The organism is Paenibacillus sp. sgz302164, from assembly GCF_056120505.1.
In genome coordinates, this window is record NZ_JBVYOL010000012.1 from 226,191 (window position 1) to 247,729 (window position 21,539).

A 21,539-nucleotide genomic window follows, 5' to 3' on the forward strand; every position below is an offset into this window, starting at 1 on the left:
ATCTTACATTCAAGCTAAAGCCTATCGTTTCAGGTTGACGACCTCTTGAAGCACTTCGTCAGAAGTTGTAATAATTCTTGAATTCGCCTGAAAACCGCGCTGCGCAACGATCATTTCCGTGAATTCGCCCGTTAAATCTACGTTCGACATTTCAAGCTGGCCTGAAATCAGCGAACCTGCCCCCGAACTCCCTGGCGCTATCGGAGCTATTTCCGTCGTTGCGTTGGCGTTCGCGGTCATCTGGTACAAGTTCCCGCCTACTTTTTGAAGACCGGCAGGGTTCGTTACTTTCATAACCCCGATAGTCGCTACGGTTGAAGTCGCACCGGCCGCATCCACGCCGATAATGTCGCCGTTCTTGGCGATCGAGAACGAAAGGATGGTGGCAGGATCGATGTTAATCGGCGCGCCACTGGTATCGAAAACATGAAGGCCGTCGGCCGTAACAAGATTGCCGTTAGCATCCAAAGAAAAGTTGCCCGCTCTTGTCAAGTAAGTTTGCTCACTTGTGCCCGCAGCGTTTCCGACAAGGAAAAATCCGTCCCCGTCAATCCGCAAATCCGTGGCCACATTGGTTGTTTGCGCACTGCCTGCCGTATGAACCGTATCGATGGCCGCCAGGCTAACACCAAGACCTACCTGCTGGGCGTTCACTCCACCGCGAGTATCGTTCGGAGCGCTGACACCTGCGACCGTCTGGCTTAAAATATCTTTGAACATAACCCGGCTCTCTTTGAAGCCGATCGTGTTCACGTTAGCGATGTTATTGCCGATAACGTCTAATTTTGTTTGAAAACCACGCATACCAGAAACGCCTGAATATAATGACCTTAGCATGTAGCAGCCTCCTATTGTTCTTGCAAATATTGATGCGAGCCGCTTCTATCGTTCGGCGGCTCCAGGCCTCCTAAACGGTCCGGCCTGACTGTCAGGAAATAATTACAGCACTATCGATTTGCGTAAAAACATGTTCATTCATCGAATTGCCGTCCAGCGCCGTCACAACAGTCCGGTTCGGCACATTCACAATGAGAGCATTGCCATTCAGCAGCATCAACGCATCTTTGGCCCCTTTTGCTGCGGCCTTGTCAATCGCCGAGCTAAGCTGATCCAGCTGTTCGGGCTTTAATTGAATACCCCGTTCTTTAAGCCTGACTTCGGCATGATGGCTAAAATGCACCATCTGATCCTGAAGAAGCTGCTGAAACGTAGGCTTGCCGGAAGTAGACGCCTGCTGCTGTACCGGCACTCGCTTAGCTGACGCCGGTGGAAGCGCATTGGGATACAGCTGTCCAATGGATATCCGCTCCGTCATTTGGTTTCTCCGGCATTCTCGATTTTACTGAGCTTGTCCAGAGAAATTTCCTCTCCTTTCACGTTGGCATATTGATTGCCGTCTTTCATCGTGATGGAGTCGACAATACCCGTTTTTTGAGTGGAGGAGCCCGAGGAATCGGTGCTTGTCCAGGTGACGGATTTGCCGATCAGACCGGAAACAAATCCAATCGACTGCCTCATTAATTTCATTTCCCCGGCCATGTTGGTCAACTGTTCGACGGAAGTAAACTGCGCCATTTGCGCAATGAACTCCTTATCCTGCAGCGGTTGGGTCGGGTCCTGATTTTGAAGCTGTGTAATCAAAATTTTGAGAAAATCGTCTTTTCCAAGCGTGCCTGTATTTTTTTCTTTTGTTTGCTTGGTCTGCCCGGTGTTTATGATGTCCTTAACATTGCCCGAGACTGGATTCGTAGCCATAATTCACCTCCGTTTGCCTGGCATTCATCACTGTTAGGCAATTACATCGAAGGAATTCCCATAGACAGCGGTACGAGTTTGAGCGGCTCCGGCTATTTCCTGGTTAAAATCAATCGCTTCCTGCTCGTAATTTCCGGAGCGGTTTTTGTTTTGACGAAACGTTTGATTGGGTGACTGCTGCTGGCGCTGATCCTGGAACATGCCGGATTGCATGCCCGGGCTTTGCGTCACTTCCAGCTTCTCAACCTGCAGACCTTGAGATTGCAGTGCTTGACGAAGCTGTGGAAGCTGGCTTTCCAGCATTTGTCGGCCTGCTGCGGTATCAGCGGCAAACTGTGCGATCAACTGCCCTTCGTGCATTGTGATTTTCACGTCAACATGCCCGAGGTTTTTCGGGAACAGGGATAGCTTGGCTTCGGAGATTCCTTCGGCAAGCGTGATTTTCATGTTTTTCATCACATGATCCGTCATCTCTTCGGCAAAATTAGCTGCATGCAAAGTTTGCGTAACTAATTTCTCGGCAGGCGCCGTTCCGAACTGGCTCTTTTGCACGTCGGCCAAATTAATGAAAGGGTTCGCATGCTCTTCTGCTTCTGTCGGAAGCGGCTGTAAAACATCGGCCGAATCGTCGGTTTCGGTTTTAGTCTGGAATATAGGCGCGATCATCGCATTTTTGACCGCCAGCAGTTCAAGCTTCGACTTGGCAGTCTGTACCGTCTGCACAGTTTCTTCTTTACTTGCCGGTTTTACTTCGGCATGCTTCGCTGCGGTGCGCTTGTTCTGCGCATGAAGGGGCGCAACCGGAACGGCCGGCGTTTCTTCACTCGCTGCGGCTTCCGCGACGGCCGGCTGTTGAGCTGCTGCCTGCTGTGCTTTCAGCTGCGGCTGCTGCCCGGCGACAATCGCAGGCAAGATCGGTTGAATGACGTCCTGCAACTGCTGGTTCACATATTGCAAAATCGGATTGTCCGGCTGCTGCTTGGTCAAAGTGGCCAAGGTCAACAGCGTATTTTGCGCCTGCAGGTTGACTGAGCTTACCGCTTGTCCCCCGCTTGCAGCAGGCAAAGACGCCGTTTTACCAGCCTGGTTCTCGGTCAGCGCGCCCAGAATTTGCTCTGCTTGCTCAAACCACTGCTTCATCTTCGGATCCTGCAAAAGCTGCTGCGCCAAACCCGGATTGCTGTTCATCGCTTGAACCAGCGTTTCGGGCAAAGTTTCCGTCTGTTCACTCGGGCTTTGCACCACATTTTGCACCGGGATGATCAAGCTTTGCAGCATTTGCAAAAGTCCTGCCAATGCGACGGCCGGATCAGTCGGGTTGGTCGAATCAGCCTGGCTTCCTTGCACAAGCTGCCCATCCAGGACTTGGGTAAAAGCGCCCGCGCTGCTGCTGCCTGCTGCCGTTTTGCCTCCGGAAGCGGAAGTTTTCGTGCCGGCAGACGGTGTAATCGACATCTGTACGTCCATTTATTTTCACCTCCCTTCATGGAGTCTGAAGGTTACTGGGCAAGCTTCGCTGTAATCGAAGCAGCCATTTCCTTGTTGGCATCAGACAGAGCAGACATGACTTTGGAACGCGACGCGTTGTCCATCCCGCTCAAAATGGCCAGCACTTTGTCAGAGTTGGACTTGTTCATTTCAATCAGCACATTGGCTGCGCTTTTCGGAGTCATATTCGCAAAGGTTTGACCCAAGTCGGTTTTGCTGACCGAAGTCGCGGACTTCGCGGCATCGGCTCCGTTCAGCTTCAGTCTCTCTTGAAGAGCGGCGATTTCTTTGTCCTTGACAGTCGTTACGTCTTTAAGTCCGATTGAAGCGTCTGCGGCTTTCTTCGGATCCATTTTTTCAAGAATAGCTCCCCGGGCGTCAGGCTTCATCATCGAGAAGACGAGCACCATTTCTTTGGGCGTCAAATTTTCCATAATCGGCGCCGCTTTGCCTGGCGTCATCTTCCCATAAAGATTGGCGAGCTGTGTAATCTGGTTGTTGTATTCTTCTTCGGTTTGCGTCTTATCCTTCAGCTTCTCCTCCAGATCGGCCGCCTTGGCCTCCGAATCCTTCAAAGACTGATCCTTTTGCGCGGAGGCGGTATCCGACTTCTGCAAAGCTGCTTCCAGTTCTGCAACTCTGGCGTTCAGCTTCGCAATCTCATCGTCCTTCGACTTCGCGCTTTGGTCCGACGTCGGCGTTTTGCCGGAGCCTGCCGTCGCAGCCGCCTTTTCTTTCGGCGCAGGAACGATACTGCCAATTACCGGTGTATTATGCAGTGCTTTCTGGATACTGCTCTTGATGTCGTAATCGAAGATAGACAGCAATACGAAGAGCAGAACCGCCGTAAATACAAACGGAATGACAAACCATATCAGAAATCGTTCCAACGCACTGTAGGAAGTGCCCTCCGTGGTCGTATCGGCCATCTTCTCTCTCCCTCTCTAAGGCATTTCAATACGATAATCGCTTAAAGCGGTTGGTAGCCATCTCATCAAGAGCTTCCTGCTCTTTCTTCGCAACGAACGATTGAAATTGATGGAAGGCCTTCTCTCTTGCTTTCGTCCACACTTTTTCATCTATCATGCGTTCCGTCAAATGCTCCTGTTTCTTTTCGACGACCCGCTGCGCGGCCGCAATATCCTGGTGCTTGCGCACGATTTGCTGATCCAGATGATTCATATAATTTTGCAAAAGCAGCACTTCGGAAATGGAAACCGACTGGCCGGAAGCGTCTGCAATTTGATGCTGAAGCTGGTCTTTTTGCACAAACAATTCATTCAAGCTCGTTTCCACATTCCGCAATTCGCCGATCGCTTCCGACAATCCCCATTCTGCCTGGGATCGCTCGCTATTTTTCAAATCTACAATTTGCTGAAAGGAATACCTGAACTTCATTCAGCTCCCTCATCCCTTGTAAAATTCTTGAATCAATCGCTGCTGCGCTTCGTCAAATGTAAGCTTTTCTGACGTTTTTTGTTTCGTAAAATCCCATATCGTTTGAATATTATCGATCGCGATGTCAATATCCGGGTTGGAACCTTTCTGGTACGCCCCGATATTAATGAGGTCTTCCGAATCTTTATAAATGGAAAGAAGACGCTTCAACTGGTCAGCCGCTTCCATATGTTCCTGCGGTACGATTTCTTTCATGACGCGGCTTACGCTTGATAACACATCGATAGCCGGATAATGGCCCTTGTTCGCGATGCTGCGGTTCAACACGATGTGGCCGTCCAAAATACCGCGAACTGCGTCCGCGATCGGCTCATTCATGTCGTCGCCATCTACCAGCACCGTATAAAATGCGGTGATCGAGCCTTTGGGCCCCGTTCCCGAACGTTCCAGCAAGCGGGGAAGCATCGCAAAGACGGAAGGCGTATAACCGCGGGTCGCAGGCGGTTCGCCGACGGCCAGTCCGACTTCCCTTTGCGCCATCGCAAAGCGGGTGACGGAGTCCATCATCATCATAACGTTAAGGCCGCGATCGCGAAAATATTCGGCAATGCTGGTGGCGATCATCGCCCCTTTGATCCGGATCAATGCCGGCTGGTCGGACGTCGCTACGATGACTACCGAACGGGCGAGCCCTTCCGAACCTAAGTCTCTTTCGATAAAATCGAGCACCTCGCGGCCCCGCTCGCCTATAAGCGCGATGACGTTCACATCGGCAGAGGTGTTGCGGGCAATCATGCCCATCAGCGTGCTCTTGCCGACGCCGGAACCGGCGAAAATACCGACGCGCTGCCCTTTGCCGATCGTCAACAATCCGTCGATGCAGCGCACTCCAACGCTGATCGGATTCAATACGCGCGGGCGAATCAGCGGGTTGCTCGGCGCGTTGTTCGTCGAGTACTGGGCCATTCTCGACGGCAAAAACGAACCGTCCAGCGGCTGTCCCAATCCGTCCAGCACTTTACCCAGCAGTTCATGGCCGACCTGTATGGTAAGCGGCTTGCCGGTGCCGACAACATCGCAGCCCGGACCGATGGCATCCAGCTCGCCCAGCGGCATCAGTATCACTTTATTGCTGCGAAATCCGACCACTTCCGCTTTGAGCGGCTTGTTGGATTTCAAAGGATAGATGTAGCAAAGATCGCCGATGCTGACATCCGGACCTTCCGACTCAACGGTAAGGCCGATCACTTGCGTAACTTTGCCGTTCACGCGAATCGGATCGATTTGGGGCAAATGTTCTATGTATTTGGCGGCAGAAGGTATACTGTAGCTCATGAATCCGATCCCTCGCTGCGAATGGCCATTTCCTGCAGGGCCGTCTTAATTTCTTTAAGCTGTGTATCGATTCTGGCGTCGATGCTGCCGAATGAAGAACGTATAACGCAGCCGTGATCCTGAACCGTAGAATCCGGAATAATTTCCAGCTCGGCCTGCGAATCAATGGATGTCAGCAGCTCTTCGCGCGCCTCCTGAATGTAGGCAAATTGTGACGGTGAGACACAAAGCGTAATAATGCCTTTTTCCCGTCTGCGCGACAATACTTTTCGGATCAGATCTACGCTCCATTGCGGCTCCATGCTCAACTGCCGGGCGATCACCTTCTCGGCGATCGATGTGCTGAGCTCGATCAAGAACGGCTCGGATTCCTGAATGATCTGCTGTTTTAACGTATAGGCTTGCTCCAAAATGGAACGTGCATCCGCCAGCATTCCGGTATACTCCTGACGAAGCGCTTCTTCGGCTTGCATGACGCCTTGCTGGTAACCGGCCTCGAATCCGGCCTGCTGAGCTTCAGCCACATGCGCTTCATCCTGGGCCCTGCGTTCCGACCACCATGAATTAATTTCAGCGTTAACTTGTTCGCGGAGCGCAGCGCATTCCTGCATCGCCAACTGAATTTGTTCTTCGGCGAAAGTCTCGGCATCCTGGATGATTTGGTTTTTCATGCTATTAGCGTCATGAAGCTCCTGCAGTTGTTCCGGTGTCAGTTGCTGTTTGGCCGCTTCTTCGTCATCAAGCAGACCGGCGCGTAGCAATTGAACGGGAGTGATCACTTCCAACTGCTTTTTATCATCTAAAGACACGTATGCAAAAGATTTAATGACATTAGACAATAATATCATCTCCTCCGCCGCGAGCGATGATAATTTCACCGGATTCTTCTAGGCGGCGAATCGTGGCGACAATTCGCGTTTGAGCTTCTTCAACATCGCGCAAACGCACTGGACCCATATATTCCATTTCTTCTTTGAACGTCTCGGCCATACGTTTGGACATGTTTTTGAACAAGGCGTCGCGAACTTCTTCGCTCGCCACTTTAAGCGCAAGCTGCATGTCTGAATTTTCGATATCGCGGATAATTCTTTGGATCGAACGGTTGTCGATATTGACGATATCCTCGAAGACGAACATCCGCTTTTTGATCTCTTCCGCAAGCTCGGGATCTTGAATCTCCAGAGAGTCGAGAATTGTACGCTCCGTTCCGCGGTCGACGCCGTTCAGAATCTGAACGATCGATGCGATACCGCCTGCATTTGTGTAATCCTGGGTCACAGTAGATGAAAGCTTTTGTTCAAGCACGCGCTCCACCTGACTGATAACTTCAGGAGAAGTGCTGTCCATTAACGCGATCCGTTTAGCAACATCGGCCTGCTTCTCTTGGGGAAGCGACGATAAAATAATTGAAGCTTGATCGGCTTCCAAATACGAAAGAACGAGCGCAATCGTTTGTGAATTCTCATTTTGAATAAAATTGAGAATTTGTGCCGGTTCCGCCTTGCGAGCGAAATCGAACGGCCGAACCTGCAGCGTGGCGGTCAAACGATTAATAATATCCAGCGCCTTTTGAGAACCGAGCGCCTTCTCCAAAATATCCTTAGCGTAAGCGATACCGCCCTGAGAGATAAACTCCTGCGCTAAGCAAATTTGATGAAATTCCGCCAAAATGGATTCTTTTTCGAGCGAATCCACTTTTCTAACGTTTGCAATTTCCAGTGTTAACTGTTCAATTTCTTCTTCCCGCAAGTGTTTGAAGATTTGAGCAGAAACTTCAGGGCCTAGACTGATCAAAAGAATAGCGGCCTTTTGTCTTCCCGTTAACCCTTGCAGAGCTGTTCTCGCCAAAAAAGTGCACCTCTATTCGTCTGCTAACCAAGTACGCAACAGATTGACGAAATCCTCCGGTCGCTTTTTCGCAAGAGTTTCCAATTGTTTGCGCACTTGACTATCATTAGATACAGTTTCTAAATCGACTGTAGGAAGCTCCGCTTTCGTCGCCGCCGGCATAGCTAGTTCTTCCTCCAGCTGAGCTGCTTTCCTACGCTTTCTGATAATAAGTCCGGCAACAAGCCCTAACGCTAAAGCGGCAAGAGCCAAACCGCCGTAAGTCAGGTAAGTTGTTGTTTTGGATGCGGCCGTATCGGCTTGTGTTACAAAAGAATGTGGAATAATTTTAACTTTATTTTTCAATTCAACGTCAGTATAAGTAATTTTATTATCAGCCAGCGCAGCTCTGACAATATTCACCAAAGCATCCTGGATGGCATCCTTCGTTTCCTGCGTCAAAGACTTCGGATCATCCTTAACCGGAGGCTCGATGCCTACGTTAATGCTCAAATCTTTGACAACATAAGGAGACGAAACGATATCGTTGGTAATCCGGTTCACTTCGTAATTTACAGTCTTGCTGTTTTCTTCGGAAGTAGATTTGCCGGCACCGGAACTTCCAGGGTAGCCGGGCACATCGGTTGTCCCTGTTCCCGGGACTCCTCCGTTTTGCGCAGCTCCATCGCTTTGATACGATTTGGATGCTTCCTGCAACGAAATTTCCAAACCTTTTTGGTCCACTTGATTCGGAGCCGTTACAAGCTTCTCTTGGCTTTTCTTCTGATCGAAGTTCATCGTCGAGAACACGCTGACGATGACTTTGTCTTGACCGAGCATCCGGCCTAGCATGCTGCTAATGTTTTTTTGCAAATCGTTGCGGAATTGATTATTGATATCGAACTGGTTCGCAACCAAGCTGGCCGACGATTGCCCGCCGAGTTTGGAAGAAACCAGGCTTTCGCCGTATTGATCGGAAATCGTTATGTTTTCCAGCGGCAAATTTTTCACACTGTGCGAGACCAGGTTGTAGATCGTATCCACTTTGGCCTGATCAAGCCTGTATCCCGGTTTGATCTGCAGCACGACGGAGGCGGATGCCTTTTCTTGCTGCTGCTGCAAAAACGGTCCTTCCTCAGGAAGGGAAATCAATACTTTGGAACTGCTGATCGCTTGATTCGAGTTAATCAGCTGCTGCAGTTCGCCTTGCACTGCGTTTATGTACTTGACTTTGAATTCGTTGTCCGTAATGCCGAAAGAACTGTTTTGGCTGAATGAGCCGAATCCTAACGAACCGTTCTTGTTCAGCCCTTGCGACTCGACTGCAAGCTTCACGTTAGCCACCTGATTGCTCGGCACTTCGATGCTTTTGCCGTCAGCGCTAAGGTTGTAAGGGATCTTGGCCGTATCCAGGTAGCCTTTTATGGAAGCTGCATCGCTGGGCTGCAAGTCTGTAAAAGCTAACGAGTATTCGGTTTTGGATAAGTTATAGCTAATTATTGCCGCAGTAAGAACTAGAAGGAAAACCGTGGCTATGAAAGTGATTTTCGTCGTTCTACTGTATCGATTCCAATATTGTTTGACTTTGTCCCAATACTGGAGCAGGTTCTCGTTCACTTTCTCACCTCATTGAAACTTGGTTTCATTTTTCAACTTTTAGTCGTATATGTATTACAACTGCATCCTCATAACTTCCTGATACGATTCAAGAATCTTATTTCTCACTTGAACCGTAAGTTCCAGTCCCAGAGACGCTTTCTCTGAAGCTATCGTCAATTGATGCACATCCGAAAGTTCGCCTTTAATGAAGCTTTGGTTCAATTGGTCGACTTGCTGCTGCTGATTGTTCAGGTTTGTAATCGCATCGTTCAGGAACGTTCCAAACTGCTTTCCCAAGTCCGCCGCACCTTCGCCCGAACGGTCTTTCGGCTGAACAGTGCTCATAACATTCATCGGACTGTAACTAATTTTGTCGATCATGAAGCCGTTTCCTCCCTATTCTGAATTATCTACCGATTTCCAAAGCTTTCGTAATCATCGATTTGCTGGCATTCAGCGCTGTGACGTTAGCCTCATAAGATCTCGTTGCCGAAATCATGTCGACCATCTCTTTCAGCACATCTACGTTAGGCATGTAGACGAATCCGTTCTCGTCCGCATCGGGATGGGTCGGATTATATACTTGCTTGAGCGGCGACGTATCATCAAAAATTTTGTTGGCCCGGACCCCTTCGCCTGTTCCGTCAGCCATAGCTGAATTCAGCGTTTGCGCGAATGTCGGCTGCGGTTTCGTTTCAAAGGATACCAGCTTCCTTTGATACGGGACCCATTTGCCGTTGACCATTTTAGCGCGGGTCGTATCGGCGTTGGCGATGTTGGAAGAAATAACATCCATCCGCAACCGCTGTGCAGTAAGTGCAGACGAACTAATGTCAAATCCGTTTGTCAGTCTCATCGTTTATTATCTTCCCCCCAGTACGGTTCGCATTTTTTTGAACTCGCTGTTCATTTGCTGAATCAACGTATTATATTTAAGCTGGTTTTTTGCCATCAGTGACATTTCATAATCCATGTCGACGTTGTTCATATTGTTGTTGATCGCTGTCGTTTCGTCGACTTTTATTTCCGGAGTTATCCCATTGGTCGATTTACCTATAAAAAAATGTCTCCTATCTGTCCGATATCCTTCTATAGGGGGGGTAGCGGGACTCATTTGACCTTCCAGTATTTCCTCGAAAACGACGTCGGATCGCTTGAAAAACGGCGTGTCGACATTTGCGACATTATTTGCTATCACTTTCTGTCGAAGCGCTGAAGAATCCAGAGTTCTCTCCATCAGATTCCAGCTTGGCTTATCCAAGAAAGACATCCTTAATACCCACTTTCACTAGAATGTTTTTGTTCTTATTCAACAAGTGAAACATTGATTCCTTCTTAAATCGACATTATCCTGCATTGCTTTATTCGAAGCAGAACCTCAATGTAGAAATATGTAAAATTGGTTATCACAGTTCTAATGATGGAAGATAATGACCTAACTTACAATAAGAAAAAAGCCCTATCTTTTTTCAAAAGACAGGACTTTCGTATTTATGCCGTAGTTCTGTGAAAAAACTCACACTTTTCAAGCTACAGCTTTGTTTTCAACTGTTCGATACTTTGTATCAACTGGTCATTCAAAATGCGAATGTATGTGCCTTTCATGCCAAGGGAACGCGTCTCAATGACTCCGGCGCTTTCCAGTTTGCGGAGCGCATTGACAATAACGGAACGTGTGATGCCAACCCGGTCGGCAATTTTGCTGGCAACCAAAAGCCCTTCTCTGCCTTCTAACTCCTCGAAAATATGCTCAACGGCCTCCAATTCGCTGAAAGACAACGATCCGATTGCTACCTGCACAACCGCCTTGCTCCTTGCTTCCTCCTCAATCTCTTCAGCGCGTTCCCGCAAAATTTCCATTGCCACGACGGTCGAACCATATTCTGCCAAAATCAAATCGTCATCCACAAAAGCGGCATCGTTGCGCGTGAGCACCAACGTCCCCAATCGGTCCCCCCCGCCAATAATTGGGACTATTGTCGTGTATGCATACCGGAAAATCGAAACCATCTGCTTCGAGTATGGGGTGTCTGGACCGATATTGGAAGAGGTTTCATCGATTTTCAAAAGAAGGCTGTTAAACTCCGATCCGAACCGTCGCTCCGACAAAATCGTTTGATCCATTTCGGATGGCCCGGAATCAAGCCTTAACGCATAGCCAAGAATTTTGCCCTTCCGGCTGATGACAAAAATGTTGGCGCTGACGATATCCCGCAATACGTCAGCCATATCCATAAAGCTGACCGCATTGCCCGCTTCCTTTTGCAGCAGCCGGTTCAGACTTCTTGTCTTGTTTAATAAAGTCATCTTGCTTCCTCCTACTAATGTGACGGCGCTATCTTATAAAATATATTGGCTTAAATCGCGATTTTGCACAATGTCGCTCAATTTGTCCCGCACATATTCCGGCGTGATCTCGATGCGCTCCAAAGTAATTTCGGGAGCTTCAAACGATAAATCCTCCAGCAGCTTCTCCAGGATCGTATGCAATCTGCGCGCCCCGATATTTTCCGTGTTCTGGTTCACTTCAACGGCGATCTGGGCAATTTCCCGGACGGCTTCATCCGAAAAATCCACCTCGATGCCTTCGGTTTGCAGCAGCGCCGTATATTGTTTGGTAAGCGCATTTTTCGGCTCTTTCAAAATGGAAACGAAGTCGTCCAGCGTCAAGTTGCTCAGCTCTACGCGGATCGGGAACCGCCCCTGCAGCTCCGGGATGAGATCCGACGGCTTGGCGATGTGAAAAGCTCCGGCGCCGATGAACAAGACGTAGTCCGTTTTGACGGGACCGTATTTGGTTACGACAGTCGAACCTTCCACGATCGGCAAAATGTCCCGCTGCACGCCTTCTCTGGAAACATCCGGGCCTCCGCCGCGGCTGCTGCTTGCAATTTTATCGATCTCGTCTATAAAAATAATGCCCGACTGCTCCGCGCGGCCGATCGATTCCTGAATGACTTCGTCCATATCGATCAGGCGCTGCGCTTCTTCCTGCGTCAAAATTTTGCGCGCTTCCTTGACGGACAGCTTGCGCTTTTTCGTTCGCTTCGGCATGAGGCTGCCGAACATCTCCTGCATGTTCATGCCCATTTGCTCGTTTCCTTGCCCGGAAAGCATATCCAGCATCGTCGGAGAGCTGTCCTCCACTTCGATCTCGATCGTTTCCTGCTCCAATTGACCCGAGGCTAATTGCTCGGCGATTTGCGCTCTGCGCGAAGCCAGGGAAGGATCGGCGGGAGCCGCTTCCTCTTGATTCTCCTGGTTCTGGCCGCCAAACAGCATCTCCAGCGGATTGCGCTGCGTCTTGGCGCGAGCGGGGCTGGGCGCAAGCAGTTGGACGATGCGTTCATTAGCCAATTTTTCCGCGCGGTCTTTCACCTTCTCCGTACGTTCGGCCTTCACCATTCGAATCGCGGTTTCAACAAGGTCGCGCACCATCGATTCCACATCACGGCCGACATAACCGACCTCGGTAAACTTCGTCGCTTCAACCTTTATGAAAGGAGCTCCGACAAGTTTGGCCAATCTCCGGGCAATTTCCGTTTTGCCGACGCCGGTAGGACCGATCATCAAAATATTTTTCGGCACGATTTCATCGCGCAGCGATTCCTCCAGCAAACTTCGCCGATACCGGTTTCTCAGAGCGATGGCTACGGATTTCTTCGCTTTCTTTTGTCCGACAATATATCGATCCAACTCCTGTACAATCTGCTTGGGCGTCAGGGAACTGTTTTTCATGTGGAATCCTCCTAAGAGCTTTCCGGCGGGAAAGCCAACTTTCGTATTCATCGGTATGAATGCGGTTCATGCACCAATGTATGCAGCGGATTATTCAATCTCTTCTACTATAATATTATGATTCGTAAACACGCATATTTCAGCGGCTGTAGTTAATGCGGCGTGAGCGATTTCCTTGGCGCTGAGATGCGCGGCATGACGGTGCAGCGCGCGTCCCGCGGCCAATGCGAAGCTCCCCCCCGAACCGATGGCCAATATGCCGTCGTCCGGCTCAATAATCTCGCCGTTGCCGGAAAGGAGCAGCAGCCCGGATGCGTCCATGACGATCATCATCGCCTCCAGCCTTCGCAGCACGCGGTCCTGACGCCAGTCCTTGGTCATTTCCACCGCAGCCCTTTGCAAATTGCCGTGGTGCTCCTCCAGCTTTCCTTCAAACTTCTCAAATAGCGTAATTGCGTCCGCAACGGAACCGGCGAAACCGGCCACTACTTTGCCCCTATATAAACGCCTGACTTTTTTGGCGCTGCCTTTCATAATCATGCTGTTGCCGAAAGTGACCTGACCGTCCCCGGCAATAGCGCCTTTTCCTTGATGACGAATCGCAAAAATCGTTGTCGCATGAAACGCTGCATGCTGCGGATCCATCCGTCTCACCTCTTTAGTGGAATCTTGATTTCTCGACAAATAAGAAACAGCACCAAAAACAGTGGTTTTGCTGCTGCTTCGAGAGGTCTATTCAATAAAAACATATTAATAGTAACACAGGCGCAACTTTACTTACAAGTTCATTGACGCTCAATTTGTGAAAAATTCTGAATACTTTCCAATGCGCGGTTTGCCAGCATCTCGTTCTTTTCATTTTTGTTGCGGATGCGCTGCGAAAGCGGCGGAAGCAGACCGAAATTGGCATTCATCGGTTGGAAATGTTTGAAATCCGCGGTCGTGATGTAATTCGCCATGCTGCCGAGGTTCGTATCCTCCGGGAAAACGAGGCATTGCTCTCCTTTGGCAAACCGCCCTGCGTTGATGCCTGCGATCAGACCGGAAGCCGCGGATTCTACGTAGCCCTCAACGCCCGTCATTTGACCGGCAAAGAACAGATCCGCTCTGCGTTTGAATTGGTATGTAGGCTCAAGCAGCTTCGGAGAGTTGATGAATGTATTGCGGTGCATAACGCCATACCGTACGAACTCGGCATTCTCCAGTCCCGGGATCAGCGACAGTACCCGTTTTTGCTCGCCCCACTTTAGATGAGTCTGGAAGCCGACCAGATTGTAAAGCGTGCCGGCGGCATTATCCTGGCGAAGCTGGACGACCGCATGCGGCATTTTGCCGGTGTGGGGGTTAATCAGACCGACCGGCTTCATCGGACCGAACAGCACGGTTTGCTTGCCTCGCTTAGCCATCACTTCGAGCGGCATGCAGCCCTCGAAATAAATTTCTTTTTCGAATTCTTTAAGCTCGGCTACTTCCGCGGTAATCAGCGCCTCGTAGAAGACGTCGAACTCTTCCTCCGTCATCGGGCAATTCAGATAAGCCGCTTCGCCTTTATCGTACCGCGATGCCAGATACACCTTGCTCATATCGATGGAGTCCTTCTCCACGATAGGCGCCGCGGCGTCGTAGAAGTAGAGATACTCTTCGCCCATCAGCTCCTTGAGCTCGGCGGAAAGCGACGGGGACGTCAGCGGTCCGGATGCGACGATCGTAATCCCTTCCGGCAGCGTTTGCGCCTCCTCATTGCGCACTTCAATGAGCGGATGGTTCCGCAGCGTGGAAGTCACTTCCTGCGAAAAGCCGTCGCGGTCGACGGCCAAGGCGCCACCCGCAGGAACGGCATGCTTGTCGGCGCACGCTAAAATGAGCGAATCCATGCGCCGCATCTCTTCTTTCAGAACGCCTACCGCGTTGGACAAACCGTTGGCGCGGAGCGAATTGCTGCACACGAGCTCGGCGAATTGATCGGTAATATGCGCCGGCGTTTTGCGCACCGGCCTCATTTCATATAACGTGACGGGCACGCCTTGACGAGCGATCTGCCATGCGGCTTCACTCCCGGCAAGACCTGCGCCGATAACGGTTACTCTAGGGAAATCGGACAAAATCGGCACACCTCTAATCCTTCAGTTCATCGTTGTTTTCTTCGTTGGCCTCTTCTTTGTAATCGCACTGTATGCATTGATGGGTAACGCCGCTCTTGCTTCTTTTTTCAATCAGCATGGAACCGCACTGCGGACACGGCTTGCTGACGGGTTTATCCCACGAGACGAAATCGCAGTCCGGATAACGGTCGCAACCGTAAAAGACGCGGCCTTTTTTGCTGCGGCGCTCGACGATTTTGCCTTGATGGCAGGTCGGGCACGTCACGCCGATATCTTTGACGATCGGCTTCGTGTTGCGGCAGTCGGGGAAACCGGAGCAAGCCAGAAATTTGCCGAAGCGGCCCATTTTATACACGAGCGGCTTGCCGCATTTTTCGCAAAGCTCATCGGAAACTTCGTCCTGGATCTCGATTTCCTTCATTTCTTCTTCCGCAACCTCGAGCCTCTTCTCGAACGAAGCGTAGAAGGAGTCCAGTACCTTGACCCAATCTTCTTTGCCCTCTTCGACGAAGTCAAGCTCTTCTTCCATGTGGGCGGTAAATTCGACGTCCAGTATTTCCGGGAAAAACTCCTGCATCAGCTGAATAACTAGCTCGCCCAGCTCGGTCGGCACGAATTTCTTTTCCTCAATGGCGACGTAGCCGCGCTTTTGAATCGTCTCCAGCGTCGGCGCATAAGTACTCGGACGTCCGATGCCCATCTCTTCAAGCGCCCGAACGAGGCGTGCTTCCGTATATCTCGGAGGCGGCTGGGTGAAATGCTGCTTCGGATCGACGTTTTGCCGTTTCAGCTGATCACCTTGCGTGAGCGGCGGCAGCAGCTTATCCTCTTCGGTCGTGCCGTCGTCGTTGCTCTCCACATACACTTTCATGAAGCCGGGAAACTTCATTTTGGAACCCGCTGCGCGGAATAGGGTCTCGCCTGCTGCCAGATCGACAGTCATCGTATCCAGCACGGCCGATGCCATCTGGCTGGCGACAAAACGCTCCCAGACAAGCTTGTATAGGCGGTACTGGTCTTTGCTCAGGAACTCCTTCACTTGTTCAGGCTCGCGCATCACCGATGTAGGCCGGATGCCTTCGTGAGCGTCCTGCGCGTTAGCATTCTTTCTCACATATTGGCGAGGCGTTTCCGGGTAATAAGCAGCCCCGTATTTGCCCAAAATGAACTCTTTCGCTTCTTCCTGCGCTACAGGCGAGATCCGGGTGGAGTCGGTACGCATATAAGTGATTAAACCTACGGTGCCTTCCTTTCCCAAATCGATCCCTTCGTAAATCTGCTGGGCTACGGACATCGTTTTGGAAGCCCGGAAATTCAGCTTGCGCGCCGCCTCCTGCTGCAAGGAGCTCGTAATAAAAGGCGGGGACGGATTGCGTTGACGCTCTTTCTCCTTGATCTCCTGAACGGTAAACAGCCCGCTGCCCATAGCTTCTAACACAAGTTTAACTTCGTCTTCGGAATGAAGCTCTTTCTTCTCGCCGTTGATGCTGTGGTATTTGGCTTCGAAAACGCTCTTGCCCGATTCCAGTTGGACCGTGATCGACCAATATTCTTCCGGCTCGAACGCTTTGATTTCATTCTCGCGGTCCATAATCAGCTTGACGGCTACGGATTGCACCCGCCCTGCGGAAAGGCCTTTCTTGACCTTTTTCCACAGCAAAGGACTGATTTTGTAACCGACGAGACGGTCCAAAATGCGTCTTGCCTGCTGCGCGTTCACCAGGTCCTGATTGATGCGGCGCGGCGTTTTGAATGCGTCTTTGACCGCGTCCTTCGTAATTTCGTTAAATACGACGCGGCACGCTTCATCGGCTCTGACGTCCAAATAATGAGCCAGATGCCATGCAATCGCTTCCCCTTCACGATCCGGGTCAGCCGCGAGATATATTTTTTTAACCTTTTTACTGGCATCCTTCAGCTCTTTGAGGACAGAGCCTTTGCCGCGAATCGTAATGTATTTGGGCTCAAAGTTGCGTTCCACTTCTACGCCAATTTGGCTTTTCGGAAGGTCGCGAATATGACCCATCGAGGCTTTAACGATATATTTGCTGCCCAGATATTTACCGATGGTTTTGGCTTTTGCTGGTGATTCGACGATGACTAAAGAATCCGCCATGGATCGTCCTTCCTCCCCTCATGGTCTCCGAATATAGTCTATTGGCGAGATGAATAGCTTCTTGAGCAGCCTATACTAATATGTAAGAAGATCCAGGAAGCTGTTTAATCGCCTTTTTCAATAGTAAAGATAACAGAACTGCATGCAAATGTCCAAACGTAAATTGACTGCGTTCCAAAAGCTCGTCAATGCCGACCGGGCTGTTCGACAGCAATTGAGTAATTTTACGCTCCTCATCGCTCAGTTCGATGCTTGTCGAAGGCTGCTGCAGCCCCCTTAATTCGGCACTGCTCAGCAAATAACGATAATCCTCTATAATATCCTCAACGCGTGTGACTATTCTGGCGCCTGTGCGCAGCAGCTCGTACACGCCCTGGCTTTGATGCGACGTAATCAGCCCCGGGACGGCAAAGACGTCCCGCGATTCATCCGCCGCAAAATTCGCGGTAATGAGCGAACCGCTGTCGGCTGCCGCCTCCACGACGATAACGCCGAGCGACAAGCCGGCGATGATCCGGTTCCGCTGCGGAAACATGCCCGGATGCATGCGCGTGCCGACGGGATATTCCGAAACGATAATGCCTTCCTTCTCGATAATGCGGTACAAATGCGCATGTTCCCGCGGATATATTTGATTAATGGCGCAGCCGAGCACCGCCACTGTCTTAGCTTTCCCAAGAAGCGCTCCTTGATGAGCCTGGCTGTCGATTCCCCGAGCCAAGCCGCTTACGATGCCGAAGCCTGCCCTGGACAAAGCGGCGGACATTTCCACGGCCACCTTGCTCCCGTAAGGAGTCGGCTTGCGTGAGCCGACCATGCCGAGCAGCCGCTGATGCAGGCAAGAGACGTTTCCTTTGTAATAAATAATCCAAGGGGGTTGGGCGATTTCTTTGAGGGCGGGAGGGTACGCTTCATCCAGCAGGGTCATGAATTGAATGGAATGCTTCATATACATCTGAAGCCTTTGTTCGATAAAGGTCGGAGTAAATTGCTTAGCGATTTGTTCGGCGATCTGCCGTCTGATGCCGAACGATGCGATCGCTCCCGCCGAAAGCCCGAACAATTCCCCGGGTTCCGGAAAACTGTTCAAAAGCTTGTAAATCGTTTGCCAGCCAACGCCTTCCATCTCGTGAAGACCGAATATAATGAGACGATTATCCATTAGTATATCACTCCTTGACCATCTGACAAATGTTAAAGCCTTCGGAAAAGAAAAAAAAACCTTTCAAATCCCTGTCCGGGAAATGAAAGGTTGCTTACCTTTACGCAAAAAAACTTATTTTTTTGTGATGCATTTTTCAAGGATGCCTTTTTCTTCGAGGACGCTTACCAAAGTGGAGCCCATCTCGGATGGAGTTGCCGCCACCTTGATGCCGCATCTCTCCATTGTCGCCACTTTCTCGGAAGCCGTTCCTTTGCCGCCGGAAATGATCGCACCGGCATGACCCATACGTTTGCCCGGAGGCGCCGTTTTGCCGCCGATAAAGCCTACGACAGGCTTTTTCATGTTGGCTGCGATCCACTCGGCCGCTTCTTCTTCAGCCGTTCCGCCGATTTCACCGATCATGATAACGGCATAAGTGTCCGGATCTTCATTGAACAATTTGAGAATATCGATGAACTCGGAGCCTTTAACCGGGTCGCCGCCGATACCGACTGCGGAGGATTGTCCGATTCCGCGGGTCGTCAGTTGGTGCACCGCTTCGTAAGTAAGGGTTCCGGAGCGGGAAACGACGCCGACGTGTCCAGGAGTGTGAATGTATCCAGGCATGATGCCGATTTTGCACTCGCCGGGAGTGATAACGCCTGGGCAGTTCGGCCCGATCAGGACGGTTCTTTTGCCTTCCATGTAACGGCTCACTTTGACCATGTCCAGAACCGGAATGCCTTCCGTGATGCAAATAACGAGATCAAGATCGGCGTCTACCGCTTCCATGATCGCATCGGCCGCAAATGCAGGCGGTACGTAAATAACGGATGCGTTCGCGTCCGTCGCTTTTTTCGCTTCAGCGACTGTGTTGAAAACAGGCAGTTGAACGGTCGTGCCGTTTTCCAGCGTAATATCCAGATTCGTGCCGCCTTTGCCCGGTGTGACGCCGCCAACCATTTGCGTGCCGTAATCCAGCCCGCCTTTGGTATGGAACATGCCCGTAGCACCAGTGATCCCTTGAGTGATAACTCTTGTATTTTTATTGACCAAAATACTCATGATCTATGGTTCACATCCTCATATATGATTTAAGAAACCGCACGGGTTCCGATTATTTCACAAGTGCAACGATTTTTTGCGCACCGTCGGCCATGGAATCAGCCGCAACGATGTTCAAGCCGGACTCGTTAAGAATCTTTTTGCCTAGCTCCACATTCGTTCCTTCAAGACGCACAACGAGCGGACGGGAAAGTCCGAGCTCTCTTGCTGCCGCGACAACGCCTTCGGCGATAACGTCACAGCGCATAATGCCGCCGAAAATGTTAACGAAAATCCCTTTAACCTGCTCGTCGGACAAAATGATTTTGAAAGCTTCCGTAACTTTGTCTTTCGTAGCGCCGCCCCCTACATCGAGGAAGTTCGCAGGCTCGCCGCCGTAGTGCTTGATGATGTCCATAGTAGCCATGGCAAGACCGGCTCCGTTCACCATGCAGCCGATGTTTCCGTCCAATGCGATGTAGCTCAGGTCGAATTTGGACGCTTGAATTTCTTTTTCGTCTTCTTCCGCAAGGTCGCGCAGCTCTTGAATATCTTTGTGGCGGTACAACGCGTTCGAGTCAAAATTCAGCTTCGCATCCAGCGCCATTACGTCTCCGTCCCCTGTAACTACGAGCGGATTGATTTCGGCGATTGAGCAGTCTTTGTCGACGAAAGCAGAATACAATGCTGTCATAAATTTAACCGCTTTGTTAACGAGCTCAGCAGGGATGTTGATGGCATAAGCCAATTTACGCGCCTGGAACGCTTGCAATCCGATGGCAGGATCGACCACTTCTTTGAAAATTTTCTCGGGAGAATGCTCGGCCACTTCTTCAATCTCTGTGCCGCCCTCTTCCGATGCCATCATGACGACGCGGCCCGTACCACGGTCAACGACGACGCCGACATAATATTCTTTTTTAATGTCACAACCCTGCTCGATCAAAAGGCGCTTAACTTCCTTGCCTTCCGGACCGGTTTGGTGAGTGACGAGCACTTTTCCTAATATTTCGCTAGCGTATGTACGCACTTCATCGAGGTTTTTGGCTACTTTAACACCGCCAGCTTTACCGCGGCCTCCGGCATGAATTTGCGCCTTTACGACAACTACGCTCGTTCCGAGTTCTTTTGCCGCTTCAACCGCTTCGTCAACGGTAAAAGCAACTTTACCTTTAGGAACGCTGACTCCGTACTGTCTCAGGACTTCTTTGCCTTGGTACTCATGGATATTCATTTCCTAAAATCCTCCTATCAGTATGGACTTTCTTTACATGCTATACATGGGGAAAAGTGCGATTCCCATTCCGCGCCGCACAGGAGAAAACCCTGGCAGCACCCACTAGTATCACACTTCTTCACAAGCCCTAACCATTGTATCATTTTTTTTCGACAGTTTCCTTAATTTTTTCTGCAAATCAGTAGAAGTTTCCTTTCACAGTGAAAAACATATGCTATCACCGCACGCGCAAAAAGACGCATATTCCGATTGGGAAAAATGCGCCCTTCAGACCGGCCGGGATGCCAAACCCGCCGCCAAATTTCGTCGGCACCGCTCAATAAAATGTCGTGGCCGACGTATTCATTCGCGGTTCTCTTTCCGCTTGTTTAATAAAACGAAGCTCATTCCCGACAAAATTGCACACCAGGCATTGAATCGTAGGCTCCGGTTCCGCAATGGCATCCGGCTCCTTGAACTCCTTGATGCTTCCGGAAAGAGCATCTTTCACAAACGATTGCGTGTAGCTCGTAATTACGCTGAATTTGACCCGGTTGGAACGGCAGTTCGGGCAAAAATACGGCTTCTCCTGCATCATCATCACCTCTGTTTTCCAGTATGTGCACATTGGCGTGATTTTATAATGCAGCCGATTGCAAGTTCCGTCGATTTCCCGGATTTTTATTTAATGATATTAATTATTCGCCTCATTAAAAATCTACAAAATCCGACGAAACCCGCCTATACCGTATGAGCTCCGAGCAATTTTCGATCAAC

Annotated in this window: 22 protein-coding genes; all 22 read right to left on the bottom strand. The window is 50.4% G+C overall.

All coding sequences use genetic code 11. From position 1 onward, the window contains the following. Nucleotides 1–21 precede the first annotated feature (21 nt). Nucleotides 22–837, bottom strand: a complete 816-nt coding sequence (flgG, locus tag AC0LWT_RS21025) for a flagellar basal body rod protein FlgG (RefSeq protein WP_474683223.1) — start codon at nt 835–837, stop codon at nt 22–24. A 91-nt stretch (nt 838–928) separates the two neighbouring features. Next, a complete protein-coding gene (locus tag AC0LWT_RS21030) occupies nt 929–1,315 on the bottom strand; it encodes a TIGR02530 family flagellar biosynthesis protein (RefSeq protein ID WP_474683224.1) in 387 nt (128 codons plus the stop codon). Beyond that, a complete protein-coding gene (flgD, locus tag AC0LWT_RS21035; RefSeq protein WP_474683225.1) occupies nt 1,312–1,755 on the bottom strand; it encodes a flagellar hook assembly protein FlgD in 444 nt (147 codons plus the stop codon). The genes AC0LWT_RS21030 and flgD overlap by 4 nt, the downstream gene beginning before the upstream one ends. Nucleotides 1,756–1,788: 33 nt before the next feature. Beyond that, nucleotides 1,789–3,222, bottom strand: a complete 1,434-nt coding sequence (locus tag AC0LWT_RS21040; RefSeq protein WP_474683226.1) for a flagellar hook-length control protein FliK — start codon at nt 3,220–3,222, stop codon at nt 1,789–1,791. 32 nt (nt 3,223–3,254) lie between these two features. Beyond that, entirely contained in the window at nt 3,255–4,172 is a 918-nt protein-coding gene (locus AC0LWT_RS21045) for a MotE family protein (RefSeq protein WP_474683227.1), read from the bottom strand. A gap of 25 nt (nt 4,173–4,197) precedes the next feature. Further along, entirely contained in the window at nt 4,198–4,641 is a 444-nt protein-coding gene (gene fliJ, locus AC0LWT_RS21050; RefSeq protein WP_474683228.1) for a flagellar export protein FliJ, read from the bottom strand. 9 nt (nt 4,642–4,650) lie between these two features. After that, complete coding sequence (fliI, locus tag AC0LWT_RS21055) at nt 4,651–5,976, bottom strand: flagellar protein export ATPase FliI (protein ID WP_474683229.1); 1,326 nt, start codon at nt 5,974–5,976, stop codon at nt 4,651–4,653. After that, nucleotides 5,973–6,815: a FliH/SctL family protein gene (locus AC0LWT_RS21060; RefSeq protein WP_474683230.1), complete on the bottom strand. Its 843-nt coding sequence runs from the start codon at nt 6,813–6,815 to the stop codon at nt 5,973–5,975. The genes fliI and AC0LWT_RS21060 overlap by 4 nt, the downstream gene beginning before the upstream one ends. Further along, entirely contained in the window at nt 6,808–7,824 is a 1,017-nt protein-coding gene (fliG, locus tag AC0LWT_RS21065) for a flagellar motor switch protein FliG (RefSeq protein WP_474683231.1), read from the bottom strand. The genes AC0LWT_RS21060 and fliG overlap by 8 nt, the downstream gene beginning before the upstream one ends. A gap of 12 nt (nt 7,825–7,836) precedes the next feature. Next, nucleotides 7,837–9,420 (bottom strand): flagellar basal-body MS-ring/collar protein FliF, encoded by a 1,584-nt coding sequence (gene fliF / locus AC0LWT_RS21070; protein WP_474683232.1) that lies wholly within the window; start codon nt 9,418–9,420, stop codon nt 7,837–7,839. 54 nt (nt 9,421–9,474) lie between these two features. Continuing rightward, complete coding sequence (fliE, locus tag AC0LWT_RS21075) at nt 9,475–9,783, bottom strand: flagellar hook-basal body complex protein FliE (RefSeq protein WP_474683233.1); 309 nt, start codon at nt 9,781–9,783, stop codon at nt 9,475–9,477. 25 nt (nt 9,784–9,808) lie between these two features. Then, nucleotides 9,809–10,258: a flagellar basal body rod protein FlgC gene (gene flgC, locus AC0LWT_RS21080; protein WP_474683234.1), complete on the bottom strand. Its 450-nt coding sequence runs from the start codon at nt 10,256–10,258 to the stop codon at nt 9,809–9,811. A gap of 6 nt (nt 10,259–10,264) precedes the next feature. Continuing rightward, nucleotides 10,265–10,672 carry a flagellar basal body rod protein FlgB gene (gene flgB, locus AC0LWT_RS21085; protein ID WP_474683235.1) on the bottom strand — a complete coding sequence of 136 codons (408 nt, stop codon included), beginning with the start codon at nt 10,670–10,672 and terminating at the stop codon, nt 10,265–10,267. A gap of 260 nt (nt 10,673–10,932) precedes the next feature. Then, nucleotides 10,933–11,709 carry a GTP-sensing pleiotropic transcriptional regulator CodY gene (gene codY / locus AC0LWT_RS21090; protein WP_474683236.1) on the bottom strand — a complete coding sequence of 259 codons (777 nt, stop codon included), beginning with the start codon at nt 11,707–11,709 and terminating at the stop codon, nt 10,933–10,935. 33 nt (nt 11,710–11,742) lie between these two features. Next, a complete protein-coding gene (hslU, locus tag AC0LWT_RS21095) occupies nt 11,743–13,140 on the bottom strand; it encodes an ATP-dependent protease ATPase subunit HslU (RefSeq protein ID WP_474683237.1) in 1,398 nt (465 codons plus the stop codon). Nucleotides 13,141–13,230: 90 nt separating this feature from the next. Then, nucleotides 13,231–13,785: an ATP-dependent protease subunit HslV gene (gene hslV, locus AC0LWT_RS21100; protein WP_474683238.1), complete on the bottom strand. Its 555-nt coding sequence runs from the start codon at nt 13,783–13,785 to the stop codon at nt 13,231–13,233. Between the two features lie 140 nt (nt 13,786–13,925). Further along, nucleotides 13,926–15,242, bottom strand: coding sequence for an FADH(2)-oxidizing methylenetetrahydrofolate--tRNA-(uracil(54)-C(5))-methyltransferase TrmFO (trmFO, locus tag AC0LWT_RS21105; RefSeq protein ID WP_474683239.1), 1,317 nt, complete (start codon nt 15,240–15,242; stop codon nt 13,926–13,928). A gap of 13 nt (nt 15,243–15,255) precedes the next feature. Continuing rightward, a complete protein-coding gene (gene topA / locus AC0LWT_RS21110; RefSeq protein ID WP_474683240.1) occupies nt 15,256–17,358 on the bottom strand; it encodes a type I DNA topoisomerase in 2,103 nt (700 codons plus the stop codon). A 70-nt stretch (nt 17,359–17,428) separates the two neighbouring features. After that, nucleotides 17,429–18,520, bottom strand: coding sequence for a DNA-processing protein DprA (dprA, locus tag AC0LWT_RS21115; protein ID WP_474683241.1), 1,092 nt, complete (start codon nt 18,518–18,520; stop codon nt 17,429–17,431). Between the two features lie 114 nt (nt 18,521–18,634). Further along, nucleotides 18,635–19,567, bottom strand: coding sequence for a succinate--CoA ligase subunit alpha (sucD, locus tag AC0LWT_RS21120; RefSeq protein WP_474683242.1), 933 nt, complete (start codon nt 19,565–19,567; stop codon nt 18,635–18,637). A 52-nt stretch (nt 19,568–19,619) separates the two neighbouring features. After that, nucleotides 19,620–20,780 (bottom strand): ADP-forming succinate--CoA ligase subunit beta, encoded by a 1,161-nt coding sequence (gene sucC / locus AC0LWT_RS21125; protein ID WP_474683243.1) that lies wholly within the window; start codon nt 20,778–20,780, stop codon nt 19,620–19,622. A 319-nt stretch (nt 20,781–21,099) separates the two neighbouring features. Beyond that, a complete protein-coding gene (locus tag AC0LWT_RS21130) occupies nt 21,100–21,363 on the bottom strand; it encodes a hypothetical protein (protein WP_474683266.1) in 264 nt (87 codons plus the stop codon). Nucleotides 21,364–21,539 lie beyond the last annotated feature (176 nt).

Coding starts and splice junctions, on each gene's coding strand:
- hslV (WP_474683238.1), bottom strand. CDS start 13,785: ATGGATCCGCAGCATGCAGCGTTTCATGCGACAACGATTTTTGCGATT.
- flgD (WP_474683225.1), bottom strand. CDS start 1,755: ATGGCTACGAATCCAGTCTCGGGCAATGTTAAGGACATCATAAACACC.
- codY (WP_474683236.1), bottom strand. CDS start 11,709: ATGACTTTATTAAACAAGACAAGAAGTCTGAACCGGCTGCTGCAAAAG.
- topA (WP_474683240.1), bottom strand. CDS start 17,358: ATGGCGGATTCTTTAGTCATCGTCGAATCACCAGCAAAAGCCAAAACC.
- AC0LWT_RS21130 (WP_474683266.1), bottom strand. CDS start 21,363: ATGATGATGCAGGAGAAGCCGTATTTTTGCCCGAACTGCCGTTCCAAC.
- flgB (WP_474683235.1), bottom strand. CDS start 10,672: ATGTCTTTCTTGGATAAGCCAAGCTGGAATCTGATGGAGAGAACTCTG.
- sucD (WP_474683242.1), bottom strand. CDS start 19,567: ATGAGTATTTTGGTCAATAAAAATACAAGAGTTATCACTCAAGGGATC.
- hslU (WP_474683237.1), bottom strand. CDS start 13,140: ATGAAAAACAGTTCCCTGACGCCCAAGCAGATTGTACAGGAGTTGGAT.
- fliJ (WP_474683228.1), bottom strand. CDS start 4,641: ATGAAGTTCAGGTATTCCTTTCAGCAAATTGTAGATTTGAAAAATAGC.
- AC0LWT_RS21040 (WP_474683226.1), bottom strand. CDS start 3,222: ATGGACGTACAGATGTCGATTACACCGTCTGCCGGCACGAAAACTTCC.
- flgG (WP_474683223.1), bottom strand. CDS start 837: ATGCTAAGGTCATTATATTCAGGCGTTTCTGGTATGCGTGGTTTTCAA.
- AC0LWT_RS21030 (WP_474683224.1), bottom strand. CDS start 1,315: ATGACGGAGCGGATATCCATTGGACAGCTGTATCCCAATGCGCTTCCA.
- dprA (WP_474683241.1), bottom strand. CDS start 18,520: ATGGATAATCGTCTCATTATATTCGGTCTTCACGAGATGGAAGGCGTT.
- sucC (WP_474683243.1), bottom strand. CDS start 20,780: ATGAATATCCATGAGTACCAAGGCAAAGAAGTCCTGAGACAGTACGGA.
- AC0LWT_RS21045 (WP_474683227.1), bottom strand. CDS start 4,172: ATGGCCGATACGACCACGGAGGGCACTTCCTACAGTGCGTTGGAACGA.
- fliI (WP_474683229.1), bottom strand. CDS start 5,976: ATGAGCTACAGTATACCTTCTGCCGCCAAATACATAGAACATTTGCCC.
- fliE (WP_474683233.1), bottom strand. CDS start 9,783: ATGATCGACAAAATTAGTTACAGTCCGATGAATGTTATGAGCACTGTT.
- flgC (WP_474683234.1), bottom strand. CDS start 10,258: ATGAGACTGACAAACGGATTTGACATTAGTTCGTCTGCACTTACTGCA.